This is a genomic window from Kribbella sp. WER1 (genome assembly GCF_054189145.1).
Genome location: NZ_CM135186.1, coordinates 7370977 through 7397124, shown reverse-complemented (window position 1 = coordinate 7397124; position 26148 = coordinate 7370977). Strand labels below are relative to the sequence as shown.

Annotated in this window: 29 protein-coding genes; 14 read left to right on the top strand and 15 right to left on the bottom strand. The window is 71.1% G+C overall.

Annotated elements, in window-relative coordinates; all coding sequences use genetic code 11:
* Window positions 1–14: 14 nt before the first annotated feature.
* A complete protein-coding gene (locus ACXJJ3_RS36180) occupies window positions 15–1172 on the top strand; it encodes an ROK family transcriptional regulator (protein ID WP_458166407.1) in 1158 nt (385 codons plus the stop codon).
* Here ACXJJ3_RS36180 and ACXJJ3_RS36175 read toward each other — a convergent pair.
* Genes ACXJJ3_RS36175 through ACXJJ3_RS36165 form a run of 3 tightly spaced genes read right to left on the bottom strand, consistent with a single transcriptional unit; the run spans window position 1169 to window position 3571 of the window.
* Window positions 1169–1804: a DinB family protein gene (locus ACXJJ3_RS36175; protein WP_458166405.1), complete on the bottom strand. Its 636-nt coding sequence runs from the start codon at window positions 1802–1804 to the stop codon at window positions 1169–1171. The genes ACXJJ3_RS36180 and ACXJJ3_RS36175 overlap by 4 nt on opposite strands.
* On the bottom strand, window positions 1801–2607 hold the full coding sequence (thiD, locus tag ACXJJ3_RS36170) for a bifunctional hydroxymethylpyrimidine kinase/phosphomethylpyrimidine kinase (RefSeq protein WP_458166404.1): 807 nt from the start codon (window positions 2605–2607) through the stop codon (window positions 1801–1803). The genes ACXJJ3_RS36175 and thiD overlap by 4 nt, the downstream gene beginning before the upstream one ends.
* A 1-nt stretch (window position 2608) precedes the next feature.
* Entirely contained in the window at window positions 2609–3571 is a 963-nt protein-coding gene (locus ACXJJ3_RS36165; RefSeq protein ID WP_458166403.1) for a thiamine-phosphate kinase, read from the bottom strand.
* Window positions 3572–3697: 126 nt separating this feature from the next.
* On the opposite strand from ACXJJ3_RS36165, the gene ACXJJ3_RS36160 reads away from it, so the two are divergent.
* From ACXJJ3_RS36160 to ACXJJ3_RS36140, 5 genes are all read left to right on the top strand, one after another.
* Window positions 3698–3934 (top strand): Lrp/AsnC family transcriptional regulator, encoded by a 237-nt coding sequence (locus ACXJJ3_RS36160; protein WP_170990044.1) that lies wholly within the window; start codon window positions 3698–3700, stop codon window positions 3932–3934.
* Window positions 3935–3966: 32 nt separating this feature from the next.
* Window positions 3967–4422 (top strand): DUF3515 domain-containing protein, encoded by a 456-nt coding sequence (locus tag ACXJJ3_RS36155; protein ID WP_458166402.1) that lies wholly within the window; start codon window positions 3967–3969, stop codon window positions 4420–4422.
* A gap of 87 nt (window positions 4423–4509) precedes the next feature.
* Window positions 4510–5349 carry an LLM class flavin-dependent oxidoreductase gene (locus ACXJJ3_RS36150; protein WP_458166400.1) on the top strand — a complete coding sequence of 280 codons (840 nt, stop codon included), beginning with the start codon at window positions 4510–4512 and terminating at the stop codon, window positions 5347–5349.
* A 100-nt stretch (window positions 5350–5449) separates the two neighbouring features.
* Window positions 5450–5866 (top strand): YciI family protein, encoded by a 417-nt coding sequence (locus ACXJJ3_RS36145; RefSeq protein WP_458166399.1) that lies wholly within the window; start codon window positions 5450–5452, stop codon window positions 5864–5866.
* Between the two features lie 6 nt (window positions 5867–5872).
* Window positions 5873–7066, top strand: a complete 1194-nt coding sequence (locus tag ACXJJ3_RS36140; RefSeq protein WP_458166398.1) for an RNA polymerase sigma factor — start codon at window positions 5873–5875, stop codon at window positions 7064–7066.
* Here the strand turns inward: ACXJJ3_RS36140 and ACXJJ3_RS36135 are convergent.
* From ACXJJ3_RS36135 to ACXJJ3_RS36125, 3 genes are read right to left on the bottom strand one after another with little or no spacing between them, the layout of a single operon-like run.
* Window positions 7063–8514, bottom strand: coding sequence for a carboxylesterase/lipase family protein (locus ACXJJ3_RS36135; RefSeq protein ID WP_458166397.1), 1452 nt, complete (start codon window positions 8512–8514; stop codon window positions 7063–7065). The two genes, ACXJJ3_RS36140 and ACXJJ3_RS36135, sit on opposite strands and share 4 nt — an antisense overlap.
* A gap of 9 nt (window positions 8515–8523) precedes the next feature.
* A complete protein-coding gene (locus ACXJJ3_RS36130; RefSeq protein WP_458166396.1) occupies window positions 8524–9654 on the bottom strand; it encodes a D-alanine--D-alanine ligase family protein in 1131 nt (376 codons plus the stop codon).
* Between the two features lie 58 nt (window positions 9655–9712).
* Window positions 9713–10918, bottom strand: a complete 1206-nt coding sequence (locus ACXJJ3_RS36125) for a cytochrome P450 (protein ID WP_458166395.1) — start codon at window positions 10916–10918, stop codon at window positions 9713–9715.
* 92 nt (window positions 10919–11010) lie between these two features.
* Here ACXJJ3_RS36125 and ACXJJ3_RS36120 point away from each other — a divergent pair, with 92 nt between their 5' ends.
* Together ACXJJ3_RS36120 and ACXJJ3_RS36115 are read left to right on the top strand one after the other, a co-directional pair.
* Window positions 11011–11610, top strand: a complete 600-nt coding sequence (locus ACXJJ3_RS36120) for a TetR/AcrR family transcriptional regulator (RefSeq protein ID WP_458166394.1) — start codon at window positions 11011–11013, stop codon at window positions 11608–11610.
* 18 nt (window positions 11611–11628) lie between these two features.
* Window positions 11629–12732, top strand: coding sequence for a trans-sulfuration enzyme family protein (locus tag ACXJJ3_RS36115; protein WP_458166393.1), 1104 nt, complete (start codon window positions 11629–11631; stop codon window positions 12730–12732).
* Here ACXJJ3_RS36115 and ACXJJ3_RS36110 read toward each other — a convergent pair.
* Window positions 12719–13894 (bottom strand): MFS transporter, encoded by a 1176-nt coding sequence (locus ACXJJ3_RS36110; protein WP_458166392.1) that lies wholly within the window; start codon window positions 13892–13894, stop codon window positions 12719–12721. The two genes, ACXJJ3_RS36115 and ACXJJ3_RS36110, sit on opposite strands and share 14 nt — an antisense overlap.
* Complete coding sequence (locus ACXJJ3_RS36105; RefSeq protein ID WP_458166391.1) at window positions 13891–14652, bottom strand: DeoR/GlpR family DNA-binding transcription regulator; 762 nt, start codon at window positions 14650–14652, stop codon at window positions 13891–13893. Before ACXJJ3_RS36105 ends, ACXJJ3_RS36110 begins: the two co-directional genes overlap by 4 nt.
* A gap of 52 nt (window positions 14653–14704) precedes the next feature.
* Between ACXJJ3_RS36105 and ACXJJ3_RS36100 the strand changes: the two genes are divergently transcribed.
* Window positions 14705–15874, top strand: coding sequence for an MFS transporter (locus tag ACXJJ3_RS36100; RefSeq protein ID WP_458166390.1), 1170 nt, complete (start codon window positions 14705–14707; stop codon window positions 15872–15874).
* Entirely contained in the window at window positions 15871–16416 is a 546-nt protein-coding gene (locus ACXJJ3_RS36095) for an N-acetyltransferase family protein (RefSeq protein ID WP_458166389.1), read from the top strand. The genes ACXJJ3_RS36100 and ACXJJ3_RS36095 overlap by 4 nt, the downstream gene beginning before the upstream one ends.
* Here ACXJJ3_RS36095 and ACXJJ3_RS36090 read toward each other — a convergent pair.
* Complete coding sequence (locus tag ACXJJ3_RS36090; RefSeq protein WP_458166388.1) at window positions 16362–17039, bottom strand: FadR/GntR family transcriptional regulator; 678 nt, start codon at window positions 17037–17039, stop codon at window positions 16362–16364. The genes ACXJJ3_RS36095 and ACXJJ3_RS36090 overlap by 55 nt on opposite strands.
* Before the next feature lie 65 nt (window positions 17040–17104).
* Here ACXJJ3_RS36090 and ACXJJ3_RS36085 point away from each other — a divergent pair, with 65 nt between their 5' ends.
* A complete protein-coding gene (locus ACXJJ3_RS36085) occupies window positions 17105–18283 on the top strand; it encodes a CynX/NimT family MFS transporter (protein ID WP_458166387.1) in 1179 nt (392 codons plus the stop codon).
* Between the two features lie 46 nt (window positions 18284–18329).
* On the opposite strand, the gene ACXJJ3_RS36080 is transcribed toward ACXJJ3_RS36085, so the two are convergent.
* Window positions 18330–19337 carry a sugar phosphate isomerase/epimerase family protein gene (locus ACXJJ3_RS36080; protein ID WP_458166386.1) on the bottom strand — a complete coding sequence of 336 codons (1008 nt, stop codon included), beginning with the start codon at window positions 19335–19337 and terminating at the stop codon, window positions 18330–18332.
* A gap of 8 nt (window positions 19338–19345) precedes the next feature.
* Window positions 19346–20437: a Gfo/Idh/MocA family protein gene (locus tag ACXJJ3_RS36075; RefSeq protein WP_458166385.1), complete on the bottom strand. Its 1092-nt coding sequence runs from the start codon at window positions 20435–20437 to the stop codon at window positions 19346–19348.
* Between the two features lie 74 nt (window positions 20438–20511).
* Here ACXJJ3_RS36075 and ACXJJ3_RS36070 point away from each other — a divergent pair, with 74 nt between their 5' ends.
* Window positions 20512–21627 carry an ROK family protein gene (locus ACXJJ3_RS36070; protein WP_458166384.1) on the top strand — a complete coding sequence of 372 codons (1116 nt, stop codon included), beginning with the start codon at window positions 20512–20514 and terminating at the stop codon, window positions 21625–21627.
* 83 nt (window positions 21628–21710) lie between these two features.
* Here the strand turns inward: ACXJJ3_RS36070 and ACXJJ3_RS36065 are convergent, their stop codons facing one another.
* From ACXJJ3_RS36065 to ACXJJ3_RS36055, 3 genes are read right to left on the bottom strand one after another with little or no spacing between them, the layout of a single operon-like run.
* Window positions 21711–22628, bottom strand: a complete 918-nt coding sequence (locus ACXJJ3_RS36065; RefSeq protein ID WP_458166383.1) for an aminoglycoside phosphotransferase family protein — start codon at window positions 22626–22628, stop codon at window positions 21711–21713.
* Window positions 22625–23629: an NAD(P)H-dependent glycerol-3-phosphate dehydrogenase gene (locus tag ACXJJ3_RS36060; RefSeq protein WP_458166382.1), complete on the bottom strand. Its 1005-nt coding sequence runs from the start codon at window positions 23627–23629 to the stop codon at window positions 22625–22627. The genes ACXJJ3_RS36065 and ACXJJ3_RS36060 overlap by 4 nt, the downstream gene beginning before the upstream one ends.
* A complete protein-coding gene (locus ACXJJ3_RS36055) occupies window positions 23626–24408 on the bottom strand; it encodes a lysophospholipid acyltransferase family protein (RefSeq protein ID WP_458166381.1) in 783 nt (260 codons plus the stop codon). Before ACXJJ3_RS36055 ends, ACXJJ3_RS36060 begins: the two co-directional genes overlap by 4 nt.
* 16 nt (window positions 24409–24424) lie before the next feature.
* On the opposite strand from ACXJJ3_RS36055, the gene cofC reads away from it, so the two are divergent.
* Window positions 24425–25096 carry a 2-phospho-L-lactate guanylyltransferase gene (gene cofC / locus ACXJJ3_RS36050; RefSeq protein WP_458166380.1) on the top strand — a complete coding sequence of 224 codons (672 nt, stop codon included), beginning with the start codon at window positions 24425–24427 and terminating at the stop codon, window positions 25094–25096.
* A gap of 1 nt (window position 25097) precedes the next feature.
* Window positions 25098–25304 carry a hypothetical protein gene (locus ACXJJ3_RS36045; RefSeq protein WP_458166379.1) on the top strand — a complete coding sequence of 69 codons (207 nt, stop codon included), beginning with the start codon at window positions 25098–25100 and terminating at the stop codon, window positions 25302–25304.
* Between the two features lie 93 nt (window positions 25305–25397).
* Here ACXJJ3_RS36045 and ACXJJ3_RS36040 read toward each other — a convergent pair whose 3' ends face one another.
* A complete protein-coding gene (locus ACXJJ3_RS36040) occupies window positions 25398–25967 on the bottom strand; it encodes an HU family DNA-binding protein (RefSeq protein ID WP_458166378.1) in 570 nt (189 codons plus the stop codon).
* Window positions 25968–26148: the final 181 nt, after the last annotated feature.

Here is a 26148-nt window from a genome sequence, read left to right as displayed (position 1 = left end):
AGGGAAAGGCCGCGATGACTCCAGTACGCCGGGGACAATGGCAGACGGCCGCGGACGTGCTGAGTCAGGTCGCGCGGCAGCCCGGGATCACCCGGGCCGCGGTCGCGCGCACGCTCCGGCTGAGCACGGGCTCGGCGACAGAGGTCACCGCCCGGCTACGCGACGTACAGCTGCTGACCGAGGCTCCTGCTCCCACTCACGGGCGAGGGCGTCCGACGACCGTGCTGCAGGCGCACCCGGACGGCCCTGTGGTGCTGGCGCTCGACCTGCGGCAGAGCAGCTGGCGTAGTGCGGTCGTAGCGCTGGATGGCTCGCTGCAGGAGCCGCAGTACCACCGGCACCGGAGCCGGCGTGCACAGGTGGTGCTCAAGAACCTACGGCGCGCGGTAGACCAGGCCCAGGTGCAGTACGGCGACCGCCTGCAGCTGGTCAGCCTCGCAGTACCGGGCACTGTCCGCGACAACCACCTCATGCAGGCGCCCACGCTCGAGTGGGTCGAGCTGGACCTCGCACAGGTCACGGCCGACGTCGACGTACCGCTGCTGGCCGGTAACGACGCGACACTCAGCGGCGTGGCCGAGGCCCGGACCGGTGCGGCCGCGGGAGCCGGTACGGCGGTGCACCTGATCATCGAGGTGGGGATCGGCGGGACGTTGCTGATCGACGGCGTACCGGCGCAGGGCGCGTCGGGTGCGGGTGGTGAGTACGGGCACATGCCTTTCGGGGACCGCGCCCGGACCTGCCCGTGTGGTGCCCGCGGCTGCTGGGACCTGGAGATCGACGGGCGCGCGTTGGCCCGCCACCTGAAGCAGCCGGCACCTGACGACCCTGTGGCGTATGCAGAGGAGGTGCTGGGACGCACCGACCGTCCCGCGCGCGCAGCCGTCGCCAGGGTGGTCACCGCGCTGGGCTACGGGATCGCGGGGCTCGTCAACGCGCACGACCCGGACGTTGTGACCATCGGTGGGCTGGCCATTCCGCTGCGGGCGGCTGCTGAGGACACGTTCCAAGAGGCCTACGAGAACGGCCTGATGACGTTCCATCGCGCCGCGCCGCCGCCGGTGCTGCCGGCCACTCATCAGCCGGACGGCCCGCTGCGTGGGGCGGCGGCCCTGGCGCTCGACCAACTGACGAGCGAACCGGCGATCGCGGCCTGGGCGGCCCAGCGTTAGTCCGCGACTTCGACCTCTTCGACCTCTTCGACCTCTTCGACCTCTTCGACCTCTTCGAGCTCAGGCTTGGGCTTGGGGACGATCGGCGGCTCGAGCTTCGCGAGGATCTCGGTGATGTCGTGCCGGTGGTGCTGGATCTCGTGCGCGGTGTGCCGGATGATCCAGCCCAGCGTCCGCGGCGCCCGCACCGGGTAGTTGTACAGCCCGAGCTTGCCCAGCTGCTGCGGCTGCAGCACCCGCGCCGCCGCGCCGAACTCGCGCGCGAACCGCATCAGCGCGGCCGCGACCTCCATCGGGTCCTGGTCCTCGTACTTCTCCTGCTTCACCCGCCCGGTCCGGTCCATCGGCGCGTACACCGGCCGGTCCTCCGCGAGGCACTGCGCGATCCGCAGCCGCTGCACCTCGAGCACGTCCCGCACGTGGCACGCGTACTCGATCGCCGACCACACCTCCGGCTGCGGCCGCAGCCGCACCACGTTCACGTCCGGACCGGCGGCCGCCTTGGTCAGCGCCATCGCACAGTCCGCGGACTGCCGGATCAGCAGCGTCACGGTGCCCTGCAGGTCACCCGTGTCGTAGTTGAAGCCGCACTGCTCGCAGTACCCGTCGACCGGGGGCCGCTGCTTGCTCAACTGCCACTCCCTCTGAATCTCCATGCATGGTCGACCGGACCGATCCCGTCGCCCAGCGCGAACCCGGCCGCGATCGCACCGGTCACGTACTCCTTGGCGGCGCCGACAGCATCCGGTACGTCGTGTCCACGGGCCAGGTACGACGCGATGGTGCTGGCCAGCGTGCAGCCGGTCCCGTGGGTGTGCCGGTTGTCGGCGCGGGGAGCACTGTACGCGCGACGTACCCCAGGACCGTGCAGGATGTCCACGGCCGCCGTACCGACGTCGTGGCCGCCCTTCACCAGCACCCAGGTGGCGCCTGCGTCCAAGAGCACCCGCGCGGCGCGGTCCCGGTCCTCGACGGTCTCCAGCTCGACACCGGAGACCGGGCCGAGCTCCGTGAGGTTGGGCGTCAGCACCGTGGCCAGCGGGACGATCTCGGACCGTACGGCGTGCATCGCGTCGGCCGCGAGCAACGCGTCACCGTGCTTGGACACCGATACCGGGTCGACCACCACCGGTACGCCGTCCGGCAAGGTCCGCAGCAGCGAGGCCACCACCCGGACCATCGACGCGGACGCCAGCATGCCGGTCTTCACCGCGTCGACGCCGATGTCGTCGACGACACTACGGAACTGCGCGCGCACCTGCTCCTCGGGCAGCTCCCAGGCGCCCTGGACGCCGAGGCTGTTCTGCGCCGTGATCGCGGTCAGCACGCTCATCCCGTGCACACCGTTGGCGAGCATCGCCTTCAGGTCCGCCTGGATCCCGGCGCCGCCGCCGGAGTCCGAACCCGCGATCGTCAGCACTCTTGGCGGGCGCATCTCAACTCCTGAAGTGGGCGTGACCGGTCTGCGCAGCATACGGCGCGCCGTCCACGGTCACGGTCCCGGGCGGGCGTTCCTCGTTGCCCTCGGCAACCGAGCCGATGACGGTCCAGCCCTCCGGTACGTCGGCCGGCTCGAAGGTCGCCACCAGCGCGTGGTCCTCACCGCCGGTCAGCACGAACGTGAGCGCGTCCGCACCCGTCGCGGCCGCCACCGCCTGCAGCGGCTCCGGCACGGTCAGGGCCTTCGTGTGCACGTCGATGATCACCTGGCTGGCCTCGGCGATGTGGCCGAGATCGGACAGCAACCCGTCGCTCACGTCGCACATCGAGGACGCCCCGCCGAGCGCGGCCCGCGGACCGTCGGCGTACGGCGGCTGCGGGCGCCGGTGCGCCTCGACGACCGCCCGCGGCGAACGGAACCCGCGGGCCAGCACCGTCCAGCCCGCCTCCGCCCAGCCGAGCCGGCCGACGTACGCGACCTCGTCACCCGGGCGGGCGCCCGACCGCAGCACCGGCGCCCGGCCGTCCAGCGAGCCGAACGCCGTGACCGACACGACGATCTTGTCCGACTGCACCGTGTCGCCGCCGACGATGCTCACGCCGACCAGGTCGCACTCGTCGACGAGGCCCTGGTTCAGCTCCAGCGCCCACGCGGTCGGCAGGTCCGCCGGGCCGCCGAACCCGACCACCAGCGCGGTCGGCCGGGCACCCATCGCGACCACGTCCGCCAGGTTCTGCGCGGCGGCCTTGCGGCCCACGTCGTACGCCGAGGACCAGTCCTGGCGGAAGTGCCGGCCCTCCACCAGCAGGTCGGTGGTGATCACCATCCGGCCGTCCGGCACCGCCAGCACGGCCGCGTCGTCGCCGGGACCGACCAGGACGTCCTCACTCTGGGACAGCCTCTTGGTGACGGCCGCGATCAGGCCGAACTCACCCGTGCTCCCCAACGTCTCTGTCACGTCAGCAGACCTCCCATATACCCACCGGGAGTCTAGGCGGTACCGTGACGGAGCAACGAGTACGCCCGTCCACCTGGCAGTACTGTGGCCGGAGCCCCAGCTGAGGACGACTGAGTGGAGAACGACGTGGTGGTCCAGGCCTACATCCTGATCCAGACCGAGGTCGGCCGGGCGGCCGACGTGGCGGCGCAGATCGCCGAGGTCCAGGGCGTCACCCTGGCCGAGGACGTCACCGGCCCGTACGACGTGATCGTCCGTGCGGAGGCCCGCAACGTCGACGAGCTCGGCAAGCTGGTGGTCGCCCGGGTCCAGAACGTCCCCGGCATCACCCGCACGCTGACCTGCCCCGTCGTCCACATCTGATCGACCGCACGGGGAATCCTGCTACTTTCGCCATGCCCAAGTTCCTGCTGACCGCACTCTGCGTGACCGTGCTCGCCGGGTGCAGCCCCGGCGCCGCACCGGTCCCGGTTCCGGTTCCGGCGCCCGAGGTCGCTGCCGCCTGCACGAGCCTGGTCAAGGCCCTGCCCGACAAGGTCCTCGACGCCAAGCGCCGCAAGACCACGCCCGAGAGCCCGCTCACCACGGCGTACGGCGACCCGCCGATCGAGGTGACCTGTGGCGTCGCCGCACCCGCCCGCACGACCGAGGCCATGTCCAAGTGCTTCGAGGTGAACGGCGTCGGCTGGTTCGCCAAGCAGGTCGAGAACGGCTACATCTTCACCACCATCGGCCGCGCGGTGTACTTCGAGGTCGCCGTGCCCAGCAAGTACTCCCCCGAGGCCAACGCCCTCACCGACGTCTCCGACGCCGTCCAGAAGCACGACAAGCTGGTCACTCCCTGCCTCTGACGTCGGCGATCTGTCGAAGCCGGTGCCTCTCGTTCGTGGAGGATGCAAGGAGCCGAAAGGCTCGCATCCCGCGCAAGGACCTCGACGATGACCGAGACCATGACCGAGACAACGGCAACCGGCCGGCCCCGACCGTTCCGGTTCGGGGTGGTGGCTCCGGTCCTCAGCGACCTGCCGACCTGGCGGGACAGCGTGCGCCGGATCGCCGACAGCGGCTACTCGACGCTCCTGATGCCCGACGTACCGGACTGGCAGCCGGCGCCTGCGCCGACGCTGGCCGTCGCGGCGGCGCTGACCGACCTGCGCGTGGGTACCTGGGTGTATGCCTCGCCGGTGCGCCCGGCCTGGAGCACCGCGTGGGAGGCGCATTCGCTGTCGGTGCTGACCGAGGGCCGCTTCGAGCTGGGCATCGGGACCGGGAGGCCTGGGATCGAGGACCAGCTCCGCGAGCTCGGACTGCCCGTACCGCCCGGCCCGAAGCTGGATCAGGTGCGGGAGGTGGTCACGGCCCTGCGCGGACTCGACGGCCCGGATCTGCACACGCCGGTGGTGATGGCCGTTCGCGGGCCGAAGGGCCAGGCGCTGGCGGCCGAGGTGGCCGACACCGTCACGTTCGTCCTGCGGCCGGACGAGTCCCGGGACGAGGTGGCGCGGCTGGCGCGCGAGTTCCGCGCCCGGCGCGACCTCGAACTCGCCGCGCACGTGTCGGTGGTCGGCGACTCCGTCGCCCCGTTCATGGCGGGGCCAGGGATCGACCCGGCTGCGCTGCGGGCGGTGGACTCGCTGCTGGTTCTCCCGAGTGACCCGTCGGCGGCGGCCGAGGAGATCCAGCGGCGACGCGAGGAGATCGGCTTCTCGTACTTCGTCGTCGGCGCCGGCGTCGCCGGCACCCTTGCCCCGGTCGTGGCCGAACTGGCCGGACACTAGTCCTGAAAGTCGGCTGCGAACCTTGTCCGGTTCGGGCCGGTAGGCGCGACGTCTCTGGTGGAAGCACCCGGTGCGGGTGCTCGGACGGACGGAGAAGCTGATGAAGTACATGATCCTGACGTATGCGTCGCAGCAGGACTACGACGGGATGGCGGGGAAGGCGAGCGACAAGCCGGCCTGGGAGGCGGCGGAGTTCGCGGCGCTGGGCGAGTTCATGGAGAAGTTCAACCGGGAACTGGCCGAGTCCGGAGAGCTGGTGGAGACACGCGGGCTGGCGGCGCCGGTGCTGACCCGGCGGTTCGGGTCGAAGGACGGGCAGCCGGTGGTCACCGACGGGCCGTACGCCGAAACCCAGGAGGTGCTCGCCGGGTACTGGATCGTCGAGTGCGAGTCCTTCGACCGGGCGACCGAGATCGCGTCCCGGCTGGCCGACAGCCCGGCGCCGGAGTTCCTGCGGGCCACGGCGTACGCCGATATCCGGCCGGTCGTCGAGGGCCGCAACGAACTGGTGGAGTGACACTCGATGGTGATCGACGATCTGCTGCGGGAGCTGGCGCCGCAGGTGCTCGGCGCGCTGGTACGGCGGTACGGGCACTTCGACACGGCGGAGGACGCCGTCCAGGAAGCCTTGCTCGCGGCGGCTCGGCAGTGGCCGGTGGACGGCGTACCGAGTAGTCCGCGCGGGTGGTTGATCACGGTCGCGTCCCGTCGGCTGACGGATCTGCTCCGGCGTGAGCAGGCCCGTCAGCTGCGGGAGGAACGAGTCGCGCGGTGGGCGCCACAGGGTGATCCGGTGGGCGACACCGACGACACGTTGGTGCTGCTGTTCCTGTGCTGCCACCCGTCGCTGTCGCCGGCGTCCCAGATCGCGCTCATACTCCGGGCGGTCGGCGGTCTGACGACGGTGGAGATCGCGCGCGCGTTCTTGGTGCCCGAGGCAACGATGACGCGGCGGATCAGCCGGGCGAAGGCGAGCGTGAAGGAGAGCGGCGCGCGGTTCACGGTGCCGGCCGATCGCGAGGAGCGGCTGGGCGCGGTGCTGCAGGTCGTCTACCTGATCTTCAACGAGGGCTACGCGAGTACGACGGGCCCGCACCTGCAGCGGGTCGAGCTGGCCGCCGAGGGGATCCGGCTGGCGCGGATGCTGTACCGGCTGCTCCCGGACGACCCCGAGGTGGCCGGGCTGCTCGCGCTGCTCCTGCTGACCGACGCCCGCCGCCCGGCCCGGACCGGCCCGCTCGGCGAGCTGGTGCCGATGGCCGAGCAGGACCGGTCGCGCTGGATCCCCGAACTGATCCGCGAGGGTGTCGACCTGATCACCGCGACGCTCCCCCGCGGCCCGGTCGGCCCGTACCAGCTGCAGGCCGCGATCGCCGCGGTCCACGACGAGTCCCCGTCCGCGGACGAGACGGACTGGCCGCAGATCGTCGCGCTCTACGAGGTACTGCTGCAACTCACCGACAACCCGATGGTCGCCCTCAACCACGTGGTCGCGGTCGCGATGTCCCGCGGCCCGGCCGAGGGCCTGCGACTGCTCGCGACGATCGAGCACGACGACCGGATCGCCGAGGACCACCGGCTGTACGCCGTCCGGGCGCATCTCCTGGAGATGTCCGGCGACCTGTCCGCCGCCCGAGCCGCCTACGAGGAGGCCGCGAGCCGAACCACCAGCCTCCCCCAGCAGCGCTATCTCCGGGCCCGGGCGGGTGAGCCCTAACGCCAGCTGAGGCGTTCGTCCGGGCGGTCGTTGGTGGTGGTGCCGGAGGCGCTGGCGAAGTGGCGGCTCAGGCGGTCGGGGCGGGTGTACGCCGGCCAGCCGGGGTTGCCCGTCTTGGCGAAGTCGATCCAGGCCGTGTGCACCAGGTCCGCCAGGTGCTGGGGTGGGCGGGCGCCGAGCATCGGTGCGAGCGCCGGGTCGTCAAGGTTGTCGAAGACGAACGGCAGCTCGATCACGTGGCAGGCGCCGAGCGTGCCGTTGCAGGCCGGCGACCGCCAGCCGAACTCGTAAAGGTACGTCCCAGGATGCGCCTCGGCCAGCCGGATCGCGGGGATCCGGTAGTACGAGTCGGTCATGATCGCGGCCAGTACTTCGCCGGGCGTCGCGTCCGGGCGGTTCGCGCGGTACCGGCGGATGCCGTGGGCCGACAACCCGAAACGCATCCGGGCGCCGGCGTACAGCAGCGGGGTGTTGATCTTGGCCGCGACGCCGGTCGGGATCAGGAAGAGCCGCGCCTCCTCGCTGTTCGTACCGACCATCAGGTCGACGTCCGCGCCGGCACCGGCCCGGATCCGGTCGAGCGGCGCGGCCGGGAGCACCGAGCCGTCGACCACCGGGCTGAACGGCAGCAGCGTCCGTGCGACGTCGCCCCAGACCTTGGCGCGGGCCTTCCCCATCACCTGCCGGCCGAGCTGGTCCTGCGCCGCGAGCAGTCGCGCGAGCGGGACCTGGGCGATCGCCTCGCGGGTCGGCGCCGTACCGAGGAGCGCGGCCAGCCGTTCGCCGACCAGCCGCGCGGTGTCGGCGCCGATCGTGTTGCCGGCGGCGCCGGACTCGGCGATCGCCCGGTGGAACAGGCCCTTCGCGGCCGGCATCGCGAGCAGCGTGCACACGCTCATCGCCCCGGCCGACTCGCCGAACAGCGTCACGTTGTCCGGGTCGCCGCCGAACGCCTCGATGTTGTCGCGGACCCACCGCAGCGCGGCGAGCTGGTCGAGCAGCCCGAGGTTCGGCGTACCGTCGCCGAACCACAGGAACCCGTCCGCGCCGAGCCGGTAGTTGATCGTCACGAGGACGACGCCGTCGCGCGCGAACCGGCTGCCGTCGTACACCGGAAGCGCGCCGGACCCGCTGGTGAAGGATCCGCCGTGGACGAACACCATCACCGGCGCGTTCCCGTCCAGGTCCGGCGACCACACGTTCAGGTTCAGGTAGTCGTCACCCGGGATGACCGTCCGCGGGACGAGTTCGCCGAGCGGCCCGACGGTGCCGGTCTGCGGCGCGGTCGGCCCGTACGCCGTAGCCTTCCGCGGCGCACGCCACGGCTCCGGCGGCCGCGGCGGCCGGAACCGGTCCGCTCCGACCGGCGGGGCGGCGTACGGGATGCCCTTGAACGCGAGCCCGTCGGTCCCGATGACGGGCCCGTACTGCGTGTCGACCAGCGCCATGCGGACGGGTCAGCGCAGGCCGGTCGGCCGGGTCATCGCGAGCTTGAGCAGGTGCTCGACCAGGCTCGCGTAGTCCTTGCCCGAGGCCGCCCACAGCCGCGGGAACATGCTGGTCGGGGTGAACCCCGGCATCGTGTTGATCTCGTTGATGACCACGCGGCCGTCGGCGTCGACGAAGAAGTCGACCCGGGCCAGCCCCTCGGCCTCGATCGCGTCGAACGCGATCAGCGCCTTCGCGCGGATCTCGTGCGCGAGCTCCGCGGGCAGGTCGGCCGGCACCGAGAGCGCCAGGTACTCCTCGCCCTCCGGCAGGTACTTGGTCTCGAAGTCGTAGAAGTCGTGCCCGCCGCCGGACACCGCGACCTCGCCGCAGACGCTGACCTCCGGCTTGCCGCCGTCCAGGCCGCCGAGCACGCCGATCTCGATCTCCCGCGGGTCCTTCGCGGACGCCTCGACGATCACCTTCGGGTCGTGCGCGCGGGCCTCGACCATCGCGTCGTCGAGCTCGTCCAGGCTGTTCACCTTGGTGATCCCGAGGCTCGATCCGCCGCGGCACGGCTTCACGAACACCGGGTACCCGAGCGCGTCGACGGCCTCCCGGCAGCCGGCCGGGTCCTGCCGCCAGTCCCGGTCCCGGATCACGACGTACGGCGTGACCTCGAGGCCCGCGGCCTGGAAGACCACCTTCATGTAGTGCTTGTCCATGCCGACGGCGCTGGCCAGTACGCCGGAGCCGACGTACCGGATGTCCGACATCTCCAGCAGGCCCTGGATGGTGCCGTCCTCGCCCCACGGGCCGTGCAGCAGCGGGAACACCACGTCGACCTCGCCGAGCGTGCTCGGCACCTGGTCGGGCTCGCTGACCACGAGCTCGCGGTTCGCGCCGAACAGCACCGGCATCGCGGTGACGTCGACCTCGGGGAGCTTGCCGTCGGTGATCGACAGCCGCTCGGGATCGCCGCTCTCCAGCACCCAGTGACCGCTGGTACTGATCCCGACCGGGACGACGTCGTACTTGTCCCGGTCGATGACCTGCAGGACGTTCGCCGCGGTCACGCAGGAGATGGCGTGCTCGCTCGACCGGCCGCCGAACACGACGGCGACGCGGGGCTTGCGCTTGTCTTCCGAGTACTCGCTCACCGGCTCGACTGTAGCGGTCCGGAGATCGTGATCCGACCGGGGTTGGGTTAAGACGTGTTCAGATCGGCACGTCCCAGGTCACTGGCAACGCTGTCACTCCGTACACGAGCGTGTTCTCCCGGTAGTCGACCTCCTCGAACGGTACGGCGAGCCGCAGCGTCGGGATCCGCGCGAACAACCGGGTGAACACCTCCTGCAGCTCGAGCCGCGCGAGCTGCTGCCCGATGCACTGGTGCGGCCCGAACCCGAACGCGACATGCGCCGCGGCGTCCCGCTCCAGGTCCAGGCGGTCGGGGTCCGGGAACACGCTCTCGTCCCGGTTCGCCGACGACAGCGCCGCGATCAGGTAGTCACCCGCGCCGATCGTCGACGTACCGACCGTCAGCTCGTCGGTCGCCTGCCGGAACAGGCCGAAATGCACCACGGACAGGTACCGGAGCAGTTCCTCGACGGCGGCCGGGACCCGGGACGGATCGGATCGGAGCAGGTCGAGCTGCGCGGGGTTCCGGAGCAGGGCGAGCGTGCTCAGCGCGATCATGTTCGCGGTCGTCTCGTGGCCGGCGATCAGCAGCGTGACGCCGACCGTCACCAGCTCCTCCAGGCTCAACGGCGTACCGAGTTCCTCGCCGCGGGTGATCAGCCGGGACAGGATGTCGTCCTCACGCCGCGCCTGTTTCGCCAGCACCAGCCCGACGATGTACTGGTTCAGGTCGTCGCTGGCGCGCTGGATCTCCTCGGTCCAGCCGTCCACCCGGACGAGCAGCGCGCTCCGCTCCTGGAACTCGTCGCGGTCCGCGTACGGGACGCCGAGCAGCTCGCAGATCACCAGCGACGGGATCGGCAGCGCGAGCTCCCGCACCAGGTCGACCGGTCCGCCGGCGGACAGCATCGCGTCGATCCGCTCGTCGATCATCGCCGCCACCCGCGGCCGCAGCGCCTCCATCCGCTTCACCGCGAACTCGGTCGCGAGCATCCGCCGCAGCCGTTTGTGCGCCGCACCGTCGACCTGCAGGATCGAGCCCGACTCCACCTCCCGGTCCAGGTCCGCGTCCGGTACGACGTGATCGGACGGCGCCAGCCGCGAACTCAGCCGGCTGTCCCGGAGCAGCGCGCGGACGTCGTCGTACCGGCTGATCACGTACGCGTCGACGCCGGCCGGGGTGGAGACCTTCGCGGGCTGGTCGGTCCGGCGGTACCCGGCGTACTCCGGGGCGGGGTCGAACGGGCATCCGGACGGCCGGTTGACGGGGAAGCTCTGGGTCATGGGGCGCCTCTCCTGAGAATTTGGTAGTGACTACCATATGGCGGATACTCCCAGCTGGGAAGGGTGGCGGTAGTCTGCCCGCGGAGGTGCTGATGGGACTGCGCGAGGTGAAGCGGGAGCGGACCCGCCGGCTGATCGCGGACAAGGCGTTCGAGCTGTTCGGCGACCACGGGTTCGGCCGGACCACGGTCGAGCAGATCGCGGCCGCGGCCGAGGTGGGGCCGAGCACGCTCTACCGGTACTTCCCGACCAAGGAGACGCTGGTCCTCGAGTTCGTCGACGACTGTCTGGCCGACGCCGTCGAGTGGTTCCGCGACCAGCCCACGCTGGACCTCCGCGACGGGCTGCGGACCGTGATCGAGCGCGTGCTCGAACAACTGGAGACGAACCCGGACCGGGTCCGCGCGGTGTTCGACCTGGCCGAGCGGAACGGGTCCGTCAGTGCCCACCTCAACGAGCTGATCTGGCGGTTCCGCAACGACCTCGCCGACACCCTCGCGCAGCGGTTGCCGGGTGATCCGCAGCAGGCGGAGTTCGTCGCGGCGCTGTCGGCCGGGATCACGATGAACATCATCGAGAACGTCGTCCGCGTCTGGGTCGACCACCCGGACCCCGTCGACGCCCGCGACCTCGCCCGGCAGGCGATCGCGCTGCTCGACAGCGGTGCCCTCCCGCTGCCCGCGGCACGGTAATCAGTGACAATTCGGGGTATGACTGCTGACCTCCACCCGTCCACCGTCGTCGTCCATGCCGGCCGCCCGGAGCGGCTGCCGAATGCTCCGGTGGGACCGTCGCCGGTGTTCAGTTCGACGTACGTGGCCGGCGGCGATCGTGGGTACGGACGGTTCGGCAACGACGCCTGGTCCGCGCTCGAGGACACGCTCGGTCAGCTCGAGGGCGGCCGTGCGCTGAGCTTCGCGTCTGGGATGGCGGCCGCCGCGGCGGTCATCGACCTCGTCCCGGTCGGCGGTCGCGTCGTCGCACCGCAGCACGCCTACTCCGGCGTACTCGCGCTGCTCGACCAGCAGGCGGAAACGGGACGCCTCACCGTGCAGCGAGCCGATATCGCGGATACCGACGCGGTCATGCTCGACGGCGCCGACCTGCTGTGGATCGAGTCGCCGACCAACCCGGCCATGGAGGTCGCGGACATTCCCGCACTCGCCGCGGCCGCGCACGCCGCCGGCGCGACCGTGGTCGTCGACAACACGTTCGCCACTCCCCTGCTCCAGCAGCCGCTGCGGCTCGGGGCGGATGTGGTGATGCACTCGGCGACCAAGTTCATCGCCGGTCACTCGGATGTGATCCTCGGCGCCGTGGTCACCGCCGACGACGACCTCTGGTCCGCGATCGAGCTGCGGCGCCGCAGCCTCGGCGCGATCGCCGGATCGATGGACGCCTGGCTCGCTCTCCGCGGCCTGCGGACGCTGGCGCTCCGGCTCGACCGCGCGCAGTCGAACGCGGCGTACCTGGCCGAGCGCCTGCTCCGGCACCCGCGGGTCAGCCGGGTCCGGTACCCCGGGCTGCCCGACGATCCCGGTCACGCCCGAGCCGCGGCGCAGATGTCCGGCTTCGGCGCGATCCTCGCGATCGAGCTCGGCGGCGACGCGGCGTACGCCCAGAAGGTCTGCGAGAGCACGAGCCTGTGGGTGCACGCGACCAGCCTCGGCGGCGTCGAGTCGCTGCTCGAACGCCGCCGCCGCTGGCCGATCGAGGTGCCGACCATCCCCGAGGACCTGATCCGGCTCTCGGTCGGGATCGAGCACCCCGAAGACCTCTGGAACGACCTGGAACAGGCCCTCACCGCTTCTTGAGGACAGGGCCTCCGAAGAAGGTCAGGACGCACAGCACGACCGGCAGGACGAACGCGATGTTCAGCGGCATCCAGTGCGCGAGTCCGCCGATCAGTGCGGGGCCGGCGAGCAGGCCGACGTACCCGAGGCCGACCACGCGGGCCATCAGCGCACCCGAGGACCGCGGGTCGAGGTTGCCGGCGGCGGTGAACAGCTGCGGTACGCCGCCCGCCAGGCCGAGGCCGAAGATCGCCCAGCCGACGAGCGCGACCGGCACCCACGGGACCACGATCACCAGCGTCAGGCCGACGGCCGCCATCGCGGCGCCCCAGCGCACGATCGCGGCCGGACCGACGACCGCGGCCACCCGGTCGGTGAGGAAGCGCCCGACGGTCATCGCGACCGCGAACGCACCGTACGCGTAGGCGGCGGTGCTGACCGACGTACCGAGGATGTCGCGGAAGTGCAGGGCGGCCCAGTCGTTGGCCACACCCTCGGACAGCATCAGCCCGAAGGCGAGGCCGCCGAGCGCCCAGACCAGCTTGGCCGAGGGCTTCTCGCGGGGCGCTTCGTTCTGCTCCTCGGGAGGTTCGGTTGCCTCCAGCAAGAACCGGCTGGCGATCAGCGACAGCACGATGCAGACCACGCCGGCGAGCACGAGCGTGACCTCGGTCGGTACGCCGGCCCGCAGCGTGGCCGCGCCGACGACCGCGGCGATCGCGCCGCCGATCGACCACATCGCGTGGAACGCGGCCATGATCGGCCGCGGGTACCCGCGCTCGACCACGACGGCCTGGGCGTTCATCCCGACGTCGATCGAGCCGTTGCCGAAGCCGACCAGGATCAGCGCGAGGCCGAGCGTCCACCAGTTCTTCGCCAAGCCGGGCCCGGCGAGCGCGATGCCGAGCAGGATCCCGGCGGCCGGGACCAGCCGGCGCTGTCCGATCTTGTCGACCAGCGGCCCGGCGACCTGCATCCCGGTGAACGCGGCGGCGCCGAGCACCAGCAGGAGCAGGCCGAGCGTGCTGTGGGTGATCCCCGTCGCCTGCTCGATGCTCGGGATGTGCACCACCCACATACCGACCGCGAACCCGTTCAGGCCGAAGTACAGCCAGGTGGCAACGCGGGCAGCTCGGGCTTGTGTGGATGGTGCGGTCGGGAGTTGTACGTCGACGGCGTTCAAGAGGCGACCTCGACGAGGGCGCCGCGTTGGATGAGCATGGTTCGTTGGTCCTCGGGTGCGGAGTCGTCGGTGATGATCAGGTCGGGGCGGTCCGCCGGGCAGACGTAGGCGAGCGCGGCGCGGTCCCACTTGGCGCCGTCGGCGAGCACGATCGTGCGGGTGGCGACGTTCATCGCCTCCTGCTTGACCTCGGCGTCACCCAGGTCGAACGCGGTCAGCCCGGCATCCAGGCTGAACGCGCACGGGCTCAGTACGGCGGCGTCGAAGCGCAGCGCGCGCAGCGACGCGACGGTCAGCGGGCCGACCAGCGAGAGCTCGCCCTTGCGCGCCTCGCCCCCCGGCATCAGCAGCCGGATCCGCGGGGCGTCCGCGAGTTCGTGGGCGACATGCAGCGAGAGCGGCATGACGGTGAGCGCGCGGTCATGCAGCAGCTTGGCGGTCTCGAGGGCCGTCGTACCGCTGTCCAGGACGATCGTCTCGCCGTCGCGGAGGTGCTCGACCGCGGCGCGGGCGATCGCCTGCTTGGCGGCGACGGCGGCCTGCGAACGCAGCGAGTGCGGCGGCTCCAGACCGGACGGCATCGCGGACACGGCGCCGCCGTGCACCCGCTTCAGCACGCCCTGCGCGGCCAGGAAGTCGAGATCGCGGCGGACCGTCATGTCCGACGCCTCGGTCGCCTCGACCAGTTCCTGGACCGACACTCGGTCGACGACTCGTAGGCGTTCTACGATCACTTGGTGCCGTTCCGCACTTCTCATGCGCAAAAAACTACCATCCGCCTGATCGTTCAAACAGAGAGCGTGTTCGCTTGTGACCGATGACACCACGCTCGTCAAACGCTCCCGGTACGCCGTCGCCGCGGTCTTCTGCGTCCACGGGTCAGTGACCGGCTCGTTCGCGACCCGGGTGCCGTGGATCCAGGAGCACGCCGGGCTGTCCGCCGGCCAGCTCGGCCTGGCGCTCGCGTTCCCTGCGCTCGGGGCGGCGCTGATGATGCCGCTCGCCGCCCGGGTCGGCCACCGGTTCGGCACCCGCGCCGCGCTCCGCGGGTTGCTCGCGCTGTGGACGCTGTCGCTGATCCTGCCGTCGTTCGCGCCCGGCCTGCTGACGTTGTGCGGCGCCCTGTTCATCTACGGCGGTACGTCGGGGATGGCCGACGTGACGATGAACGCGCTCGGCGTCGAGGTGGAACGGCGGCTGAAGAAGTCGATCATGTCCGGGCTGCACGGGCTGTGGAGCGGCGGCGCGCTGCTCGGGTCCGCGGTCGGCACGCTCGCGGCGCACGCGAACCTGAGCGCGCAGATCCACCACACCGTCGCGGCCGTCGTCCTGACGATCGTCGGCGCGGTGGTCTGTCACTTCGTACTGAACCTGCATCCGGAGGAGGACGAGGAGCCGCCGGCGCGGTTCGCGTTGCCGCCGAAGTCCGCGCTGCTGATCGGGGCGGTCGGGTTCTGCGCGGTGTTCGCGGAGGGCGCGAGCCTGGACTGGTCGGCGGTGTACCTGCGCGACGTCCTGGACAGCTCGGCCGGGGTCGCGGCCGGCGCGACGACCGGGTTCGCGTTGACGATGGCGATTGCCCGGATCACCGGCGACGCGGTCGTGGACCGGTTCGGGGCCGTGCGCACGGTTCGGGCCAGCGGGGTGATCGCGACGCTCGGCGGTCTGCTCGTGGTCGTCTCGCCGACCGCGGTCGTGGCGATGATCGGTTTCGGCCTGATCGGCATCGGGATCGCGGTCGTCGTACCGCTCGCCTTCGCCGCCGCCGGCCACACCGGCCCGAACCCGAGTCAGGCCATCGCCGGCGTCGCCACCATCACGTACGCGTCCGGCCTGGTCGCCCCGTCCATCATCGGCGGCATCGCGCAGGCCAGCAGCCTGACGATCTCGTTCGTCGTCGTCACTGCGCTGGCAGCCGGGCTGGCCGTGTTCGCCCGCGTCCTCGCAACCACGAAAGAACCTGGAGAACTTCGGCGATGACGACATTTCGGGTAGCGGGACCAGAGGATGCGGCGGCGGTCGCGGAGCTGCACGGTGACAGCTGGCGGCGGCACTACCGGGGCGCCTACGCGGACGCGTTCCTCGACGACGAGTCGCCGGAGTACCTCGGCGCGATGTGGGCGAAGCGGCTCACGAACCGCGACGGCACCCGCACCACGGTCGCGGAGTACGACGGCCGGCTGATCGGCCTCGCGCACGTGGTGTTCGACGCGGACCCGACGTACGGCGCGCTCGTCGACAACCTGCACGTCCGCGCGCACCTCAAGCGCCAGGGCCTCGGGACGAAGCTGCTCGCCCACGCGGCCACCGACGTACCCACCGGCCTGTACCTCTGGGTCCTCGAACAGAACACCGCCGCGCAAGCCTTCTACGAAGCCCGCGGCGGCATCCGCGGCGACCGCAAGCCCGTCCCGCCACCCGGCGGCGAACCCCGCCGACTGAACGGCACCCCGGCCTGCTTCCGCTACTACTGGCCGGACCCGGTGAGCTTGACCGTCTCGATCAGCGCGTACGACGCCTGACTCGCCGCCTCCGCGTCCCCCGCCCGGATCGCCTCCAGCACGTCGACGTGCGCGTCGCCGAGCCGGTGGTCCTCGGGGATCGTCGCGGTCCGGTGGATCGACTCGGTCATCACCTCCGCGAGCGCGTCGTACAACCGGAGCAGCAACGGGTTCCCGCTCGCGACCACGACGCCGCGATGGAAGTCGGTGTCGACCGCCACGAACACGTCCAGGTCACCCGACTCGAGCGCATCGGCCCGCGCCTCCAGCACCTCCCCCAGCGCCGTCAGGCTGTCCGGTGTCGCGTTCCGCGCGGCCAGCCGGGCGGCGGCTGCCTCGATGCCGGCGCGGGCGTCCAGCACGTCGGTGAGTGACGCCGACAGCTCGTCGCGGACCAGCACCCCGCTGATCTCGTTAGTCGCGCGGACGTACGTCCCGTCGCCGACCCGCGGCTCCAGCAGACCGGTCAGACTCAGCGACCGCAGCGCCTCCCGCACGGTGCCGCGACTGACGCCCAGCTCCGTCGCGAGCTGATGCTCCCCCGGGATCCGCGCACCGCGCGGCCAGGCGCCGGACTCGATCCGGGCCCGGAACTGCTCGGACACCTGCAGCACGAGCGGCACCTGCCGCACCAAGGGCTCCATGCCGTACAGTATATAAATGTCGGACATCTACACAGAAGCATGAGGAGAGGTGTTTTGTGGCAGTCATGACCGAGCCCCTGACCCGAGGGCGGTCGTCACTGATCACCGCGACCGCGTTCGTGGTCGCGCTGAGCCTGCGCCCGGCGCTGACCGCCGTCGGCCCGGTGCTGCCGCGGATCGGCGACGCGCTGCACCTCGGTGAGGCCGCGCAGGGACTGCTCGGCACGCTTCCGCTGCTCGCGTTCGCGGTCGCCTCTCCCTTGGTGCACCTCGCGTCCCGGCGTTTCGGGATGGAGCGGGCCGTGTTCGTCTCGCTGCTCGTCCTGGCCGCCAGCAGCGCGATCCGGCCGTATGCCGGTCCCGTCGGCCTCTGGATCGGGACCGCCGTGGTCGGCGCCGCGATCGCGGTCGGCAACGTCCTCGTCCCGGTGATCCTCAAGCGCGACTACTCCGCGCACGTGTCCCGGGCGACCGGGATCTACACCGCGTTCATCACCGGTGGCGCCGCGATCGCCTCGATCCTCGCCGTACCGATCGCCGACGCCGTCGACTGGCGGCTGTCACTCGCGGTCTGGGGCGGACTCGCGCTGCTGGTCGCGATCGTCTGGCTGCCGCGGACGCTGTCCCCGGAGCCGATGCCGGCCGCGACCGCCGACGACGAAGCGCCGCGCGTGAGTGTCTGGCGGCAGCCGATGGCGTGGCTGGTGACCGGCTTCATGGGGCTGCAGTCGACGAGCTTCTACCTGTTCGTGAACTGGCTGCCGACGATCGAGATCTCGACCGGCGGCGTCTCCGAGCGCGCGACCGGTGTACACCTGTTCGTGTTCCAGGTGTTCGGGCTGATCGGCGGGCTGACGATCCCGTTGCTGCTGAAGCACCCGACCAACCAGCGGGCCGGACTGATGACGGCGAGTACGCCGATCCTGCTGGCGCTGATCGGGCTCCTGGTGGCGCCACACCTGGCGATCGTCTGGGCGGTCGTCGGCGGCCTCGGCCAGGGCGCCGGGCTGGTCGCCGCGCTGTCGCTGATCAGCCTGCGCGGCCGCGGGCACCACGAGACCACCCAGCTGTCCGGGATGGCACAGGCGGTCGGTTACACGCTCGCCGCGGCCGGGCCGGTCGTCGCCGGGTACCTGACGCAGGTGACCGGCGGCTGGAGGACGACGCTGATCGTGTTCGCCGTCCTCGCGGCCACCCAGGTCACGCTGGGCTTCGTGGCCGGCCGGGACACCCGGCCGGCCTGAGCCGATTGGGAAAGAAAGTGCCGCCAGGCGGCAAAAAGTTTCCCAGCTACTTGTCGGTGGCGAAGGCCGCGTCGAAGGCCGCGGCCGGCTTGTCGAAGGCCAGGTTGCGGATCACGTTGACCGCCTCGGCCGCGCCGATCTTGCGGTCCATGCCGGCGTCCTCCCACTCGACCGAGATCGGGCCGTCGTATCCGATCGAGTTCAGCACCCGGAAGCAGTCCTCCCAGTTCACGTCGCCGTGCCCGGTGGAGTAGAAGTCCCAGCCGCGGCGCGGGTCCGCCCAGGGCAGGTGCGAGCCGAGCCGGCCGTTGCGGCCGCCGCCGACCCGCATCTTGGTGTCCTTGCAGTCCACGTGGTAGATCCGGTCCTTGAAGTCCCAGAGGAACGCGACCGGGTCGATGTCCTGCCAGACCATGTGCGACGGGTCCCAGTTCAGGCCGAACGCCTCCCGGTGACCGATCGCCTCCAGCGTGAACGTGGTGGTCCAGTAGTCGTACGCGATCTCCGACGGGTGCACCTCGTGCGCGAACCGGACACCCTCGGAGTCGAACACGTCGAGAATCGGGTTCCAGCGGTCGGCGAAGTCCCGGTACCCGGCCTCGATCCGCTCCGCCGGCACCGGCGGGAACATCGCGACGTACTGCCAGATCGACGAGCCGGTGAAGCCGATGACGGTGTTCACGCCGAGCTTCTTCGCCGCCCGGGCGGTGTTCTTCAGGTCCTCCGCCGCGCGCTGCCGGACGCCCTCGCCGTCGCCGTCGCCCCAGATCCGGGACGGCACGATCGCCTGGTGCCGGAAGTCGATCGGGTTGTCGCAGACCGCCTGCCCCACCAGGTGGTTGGAGATCGCGAAGACCTGCAGGTTGTACTTCTCCAGGATGTCCTTGCGGCCCTGGACGTACGAGTCGTCGTCGACGGCCTGCTGGACGTCGAAGTGGTCACCGGAGCAGGCGATCTCGACGCCGTCGTAACCGGCCTCGGACGCGAACTGGCAGACCTCCTCGAACGGCAGGTCGGCCCACTGACCGGTGAAGAGAGTGATCGGACGAGGCATCTGTGCTCCTAGGCGTTGACGGTGGTCCAAGCGGAGTCGTTGGCGGCGGACCGCAGTACGGCGTCGACCACGCGGGCCGAGCGTGCTCCGGCGGCGAAATCGGGCAGGCCGTCCGGGGTCTCCCCCAGGACGGCGGCATAGCTGTCGGCGACGAACGAGTCGAACGCGTCCTGGTACCCCTGCGCGTGACCGGCCGGCAGCCGGTTCACCCGCGCCGCGTCCGGGCTCAGCGTCTCCGGGTCGCGGGTCAGCAGCTGCGATCCGGCGCGGTGGCCGACCCACAGCCGATCCGGGTCCTCCTGGTCGAACCCGAAGCTCGACTCGGTCCCGGACACCTCGAGGTACAGCCGGTTCTTCCGGCCGGCGGCAACCTGGCTCACGACGATCGTGCCGACCACGCCGGCCTCGGTCCGGAACTGTGCGGTGGCCAGGTCCTCGGTCTTCACCTCGACGCCGCCGCGCTGCTTCCGGACGGTCCGCAGCTGGGCGCTGATCGCGGCGATCCGGTCGCCGGTGACGAACTCGGTGAGGTCGCACCAGTGCGAGCCGATGTCCGCGAACGTCCGCGACGGGCCGCCGGTGGCGTCGTCCACCCGCCAGTTCTGGTCGTCGGCGCCGGCCAGCCAGTCCTGCAGGTACGAGCCGTGCAGGCTGGTGATCACGCCGGCCTCGCCCGCGGCGAGCTTGGCCCGCAGCTCGCGGACCATCGGGTGGTAGCGGTAGACGAACGGCACCGCGCCGACCAGGCCCGCATCCGCGGCCGCCGCCTGCAGTCCGCCGGCGTCCTCTACGGACGTGGCGAGCGGCTTCTCGCAGACGACGTGCTTGCCCGCTTCGAGTGCCTTGAGTGTCACCTCGCGGTGCGTGTTGTTCGGCGTACAGACGTGGACCACGTCGACGTCCGCGGCCAGCAGTTCGTCGAGGGACGCGAACCCGCGCTCGGCGCCGGTCGCCTCGGCCGCGGCCTCGGCCCGCGCGGGCGACGACCCGACAGCACCCACGACGCTCGCGCCGGACACCAGCGCGGCCCGTCCGTGGACCTGTCCCATGAACCCGCCGCCGACGATCCCGACCCTGAGCTTGCGCGCACTGGTGGACACGTTCGAGGACGCTATGGGACCCTTTTGATCCCTGTCAAGCAAAAGTCCACCACCAGTACGACGAAAGTCGGTGCATGAGCGATCTCGGTACGGCGGACCCGCTGGTGCGGCTGCTCCGCGACGGGCAACCGCGGACGCGCGCCGAACTCATCGAGCTCAGCGGTCTCGCCCGGTCGACGGTCACCGGCCGGATCGAGGCGCTGCTGGCGAGCGGACTCGTGGTGCCGTCAGGCGAGGCCGCGTCGACGGGCGGACGGCCGCCGGCCCGGTTCCGGTTCAACCCGACGGCGCGCCTGGTGCTGGCCGCGGACGTCGGCGCGACGCATCTCTCGGTCGCGCTCACGGATCTGACGGGCACGATCCTCGACCGGTCGACGACCGCGTTGGCGATCGCCGAAGGCCCCGAAGTGGTCCTGGACGCGGTCGCCGCGCAGGGGCAGGCATTGCTCCGGACGGCGGGCCGGTCGGTGGCGGATCTGGCCGGCACCGGCGTCGGGTTGCCCGGCCCGGTCGAGCACAGCACCGGACGGCCGAACCATCCGCCGATCATGCCCGGCTGGGACTCGTACGACGTGGTCGCCCGGCTCGGCCGTGAACTCCCCGGGCCGGTCCTCGTCGACAACGACGTCAACATCATGGCGCTCGGCGAACACGTGACGGCGTACCCCGATGTCGAGCACCTGCTGTTCGTGAAGGTTGCCACCGGCATCGGTGCCGGGGTGATCAGCGGCGGCCGGCTACATCGCGGCGCCCGCGGCGCGGCCGGCGACATCGGGCACATCCAGGCCCCCGGCCACACCGAGGTCTGCCGCTGCGGCAACACCGGCTGCCTGGAGGCGGTCGCGTCCGCCGCCGCGCTGGCGACCAGGCTCGGCGTCGGCACCAGCCAGGACATCGTCGACCTGGTCCGCGCCGGCAACACCGAGGCGACCACCGCCGTACGCCAGGCCGGCCGCGAGATCGGCACCGTACTCGCCGCCGCGGTCAGCCTGCTCAACCCGTCGGTCATCGTCGTCGGCGGCTCCCTCGCCCAAGCCGGCGACAGCCTCCTGGCCGGCCTCCGCGAAACCGTCTACGCCCGATCGTTGCCCCTGGCCACCACTCACCTCCACGTGGTCCCGTCCCGCACCGGCCGCGACGCGGCGCTGCTGGGCGCGGCGGCGCTCGTCCTCACGCAAGCCCTGGCGTAGCCGCGGACCGCCACGCCATCACAATCCGCCGCCCGCGGCGCACGTCAGGCTCGAACCACCGGATCGCGGGCGATTGTGATGGCCTAGGCGGTCAGGCCGAGCGCGACCTCGTCGATCAAGCGGACGATCCGGTCGAGGTCGCTGCCGCCGCGGGCGCGGCCGAAGCCGTGCCGGCGGCCCCAGAACGACGCCTGCACGGCGATCAGCTGGGTCCAGCGACGGATCCGGTCCGCGTCCACACCGGACGCCTCGGAGAACTCGGCCAGCTCGGCCAGCAGCCGGCGGAGCAGCGCGTCGCCGCTCAGACCGTCCTCCAGGAACAGCATGTACGCCCGGGTGCGGAGGAAGATCGCGGCGTCGAAGCCAGGATCGCCGACGTACCCCTTCGGATCGACGACCAGCCAGGGCTCGCGGTCCGCGCGGAGGATGTTGCGCGCATGGAAGTCGCCGTGCACCATCGTCTCCGGCTGCACGCGACACAGCTCCTCCACGACCGCGAGCGCCGTACCGACGACGGCAGCCGGCAGCGGGTGATCCAGTTCGGCCGCGTCCTTCTGTAGCTCTTCGGCCCACTCGTCGGCCTTCGCCGACATCCGCGGCAGACCGTCCGGCGCGGGAACCGTCAGCTGACGGAGTAGATCCCCAGCCACCGCCGCGCATCCGTCGGGGTGCTCGACCAGCGTGTTCGGTCGTACCCGTTCGAGCAGCATCGCGTACCGGGCGTCGTCGCGCTCGTACAGGTTGACCGCGCCCCGGCCGCCCCAGGCCTCGAAGGCGTCCCGCTCGTGCACGTTTCCCGGATGCGGGAACGACACCTTCATTACGGCGTCCCCCACGACCGGTACCACCACCCCGACCTGACCGTGCAGTACGTCGCCGTCCCGCGCGACACCCCACTGCCCCAGCAGCTCCTCGACAAGGCCCGGCAACTCCGCCAGCCACGCCTCCCCCACGGCACCTTCCCGTTCGACCGTCGTCCGCGCGAACGCCTCCGGGATCATCCCCAGCGCTCCGACTTCGCGGACCGGGAGACCAGGCTGAAGAGCATGTCCTTCGGGGTCATCTCGCCGGCGACGACCTTCGTCACGTGTTCGGCGATCGGCATCTCGACGTCGTGGTGGTGCGCGAGCTCGCTGATCGAGGCGCAGGACTTCACGCCCTCCGCGATCTGCCGGGTCCCCTCCAGGATCTCCGCGACGCTCTTCCCCTGCCCGAGCTTCTCGCCGAACGTCCGGTTCCGCGACAACGGCGACGAGCAGGTCGCGACCAGGTCACCGAGTCCGGCCAGGCCGGAGAACGTGTGCTCCTGCGCGCCGAGCGCCGTACCGAGCCTGGCGATCTCCGCGAGCCCGCGGGTGATCACCGAGGCGCGGGCGTTGTCGCCGAAGCCGAGCCCGACCGCCATCCCGACCGCGAGCGCGATCACGTTCTTGCAGGCGCCGCCGAGTTCGCAGCCGATCACGTCGTTGTTCGTGTACGGGCGGAACGTCGGCGAGTGGCACAGCTTCTGCAACCGTGCCGCGGTGCCCTCGTCGGCACACGCCACCACGGACGCGGCCGGCTGACCCTCGGCGATCTCACGCGCCAGGTTCGGCCCGGAGACGACCGCGATCCGTTCCGGCCCGGCGCCGGTGAGCTCGGCGATCACCTCGCTCATCCGCTTCGTGGTCCCGAGCTCGACGCCCTTCATCAGGCTGACCAGCGGTACGGCGTTCGGCAGTACGCCGGCCCAGTCCGCGAGGTTGTCCCGCAACGACTGCGACGGCACCGCGAGCACGACGGCCTCCGCTCCGTCGGCCGCCGCGGCGGGGTCGTGGGTCGCGGTGATCGCCTCGGACAGCCGGATCCCGGGCAGGTACTCCGCGTTCTCGTGCGCGCTGTTGATCGCCGCGCAGAGCGCCTCCCGCCGGGCCCACACCGACACCTGGTTCCCCGCGTTCGCCAGCACCGTCGCGAACGCCGTACCCCAGCTGCCGGCGCCGAACACCGCGACTTTCGTCATTCCTTCTCCTCACGTCGGGCTTTGCGGAGGTCGTACAGCTCCTTGGGCGGTTCCTCGCCGCGCAGCTCGCCGAGGGTCCCGGCGACCCGGGCCATGATCACCTCGGTTGCCTCCCGCAACAGCTCGTTGGTGATCGGCTTGCCCTCGAACGCGCTCAGGTCGACCGGCTTCCCGGCCCGCACCTGCAGGGTCTTGCGCGGCAGCAGCCGGATCCGGATCTTGCCGGTGTAGGACCTGATGATCTCCTGGGCGCCCCAGTTCGCGACCGGAATCACCGGGCAGCCGGTCATCAACGCGATCCGCGCGGCGCCGGTCTTGCCGGTCATCGGCCACAGCTGCGGATCCCGGGTGATCGTGCCCTCTGGGTAAACGCCCACGCACTCACCGCGTTCGACCGCGGCGACCGCGTCCCGGAATGCGTCCGCGGCCTGCGCGGAATCGCGGTACACCGGGATCTGCCCGGCGCCGCTGATAATGCTGCCCAGCACCGGAACCTTGAACACCGACGCCTTGCCGAGGAAGCGCGGGATGCGCCGGCACTCCCAGATGAAATACCCGAGCAGCACCGGGTCGAAATGCGAGATGTGGTTCGGCACGTACACCACACCGCCCTGGCGGGGCATGTTCTCCCGGCCGGTGAACCGGCACTTGGTGAACACGATCATGAACGGTTTGACGATCGCCACGATGATGCCGAACCAGAATCCGCGCGGCGGCCGTGGATCGGCACCCTTGCTGTCCACTGCTGCCTCCTGGTGGTCGAACGCGCCGTCGGTCATGGGAGAATCCTGCCTGATGGCAGACCTACAGGTCGCTCCCTGGACCCTGGTGATCCCGGTGAAGCGTACGGCGATCGCGAAGAGCCGGCTTGCTCCGGCCTACCCTCAGCACCGTCCCGAGCTGGCCCGTGCCTTCGCTGTCGACACTACTTCGGCCGCGCTCAGGTCGCCGCTGGTGCACACGGTCCTGGTGGTCACCGACGACCCGCTGGTCGGCGCGGACGTGACCGCGGCGGGCGCCCGCGTGGTGCCGGACCTGCCCGCCGCCGGGCTGAACGAAGCGCTGCTGCACGGTGCCACCGTGGCCGCCGCGGAGTTCGCGGGCCACGGCATCGTGGCCTTGTCCGCGGACCTTCCGGCGCTCCGTCCGGCCGAGCTCACCGCCGTACTCGCGGCCTGTACGGCGCCCCGGTCCTTCGTCGTCGACCAGCCCGGCACCGGTACGACGCTGCTCGCGGCCGCTCCCGGCGTACCGCTGGATCCGCGCTTCGGGGTCGGCTCCGCCCTGGCCCACCAGGCGTCCGGGGCGATCCCGATCGACGTGCCCGGCATCGAGTCGGTACGCCGTGATGTCGACACCGCGGCGGATCTCGCGCACGCCGTACAGCTCGGGGTCGGTCCGGCGACCGCGGACGTGATGTCGCTCGTGCTCGGTGCCGCCACCGGGACCGAGGGTCTAGCCTGCTGACATGCAGGCGACTGTGAGCAGGTACGACGAGGTCACGTTCTCCGGTGCGGTGCTGACCGACAGCGGTGTGGAGCTCCCGTTCACCGTGCACGCGATCGCGGACACCCCGGTCCGGCATCTGCGGGTCGGCCAACGGGTCCGGATCGAGACCACCGGCTCCGGCGCCGAGCAGGCAATTACAAAGGTGGAGTTCGGCACCCGCCTCTAGACGGTTGCCACCGACAACGGCGAAGGCCGGTCATCCCCTGGAGTGGGGTGACCGGCCTTCGCTGTTGTGCGGTTGTGCCGCAGTGCGTGAAGATCAGCGAGCGGTACGCTTCGCCGCGGTCTTCTTGGCGGGGGCCTTCTTGGCCGGCGCCTTCTTCGCGACGACCTTCTTGGCCGGGGCCTTCTTCGCCGGGGCCTTCTTGGCAACGGTCTTCGCCGGCGCCTTCTTGGCAACCGTCTTGGCCGGGGCCTTCTTGGCGACCGTCTTCTTCGCAGCGGCGGTCTTCGTTGCAGCGGCCTTGGCCGGGGCGGCCTTCTTGGCCGGGGCAGCCGCCTTGGTGGCGGTCGCGGCCGGCTTCGGGGTCACCAGCTTCGGCAGCTTCTTGGCACCGGAGACGACGGCCTTCAGCTCCGCACCCGCGCGGAACTTCGGAACCGTGGTCTTCTTGGCACGCTTGGTCTCACCGGTCCGCGGGTTGCGCACGATGCGCGCGCCACGCTCGATGGCCTCGAAAGCACCGAAACCGGTGATGGCGACCTTGCCGCCCTTCTTGGTCAGCTCGCGCTGGACGGTGTCGATCACCGACTCCAATGCGTGCTGGGCCTGGCGGCGGTTTCCGTCGAAGTGCACTGCGAGCGCTTCGACCAACTGGCTCTTGTTCACTGCTTCCCTCCGTGAACACTAGGCGTCGAGCACAGCGCTCGATCTCACAGGAACGTTATGGACTCAACAGGCCATGCACAAACACCCACGCGGCAATTTGGCCTTGTTTTAGGCGATTCGGGCCACAAATTCGCCCGATCCGGGTCCCTGGAGGGGTTTTCGCAGCAGATTCCCGGCTACG